Origin of the sequence: Staphylococcus sp. EG-SA-17 (genome assembly GCF_017151845.1) — a bacterium.
GTDB classification, from domain to species: Bacteria; Bacillota; Bacilli; order Staphylococcales; family Staphylococcaceae; genus Staphylococcus; species Staphylococcus aureus.
Genome location: NZ_JACVZO010000204.1, coordinates 1 through 213, shown reverse-complemented (window position 1 = coordinate 213; position 213 = coordinate 1). Strand labels below are relative to the sequence as shown.

Annotated in this window: 1 protein-coding gene; it reads left to right on the top strand. The window is 40.8% G+C overall.

From position 1 onward, the window contains the following. Positions 1 to 213, top strand: a 213-nt coding sequence (locus tag IDG65_RS14745) for an E domain-containing protein (RefSeq protein ID WP_181935025.1), incomplete at both ends; no start/stop codon positions are given.

Here is a 213-nt window from a genome sequence, read left to right as displayed (position 1 = left end):
CAGTGAACCCATTAACAGGTGAAAAAGTTGGCGAGGGTCAACCAACAGAAGAGATCACAAAACAACCAGTAGATAAGATTGTAGAATTCGGTGGCGAGAAAATACCGCAAGGTCATAAAGATATCTTCGATCCAAACTTACCAACAGATCAAACGGAAAAAGTACCAGGTAAACCAGGAATTAAGAATCCAGACACAGGAAAAGTGATCGAAG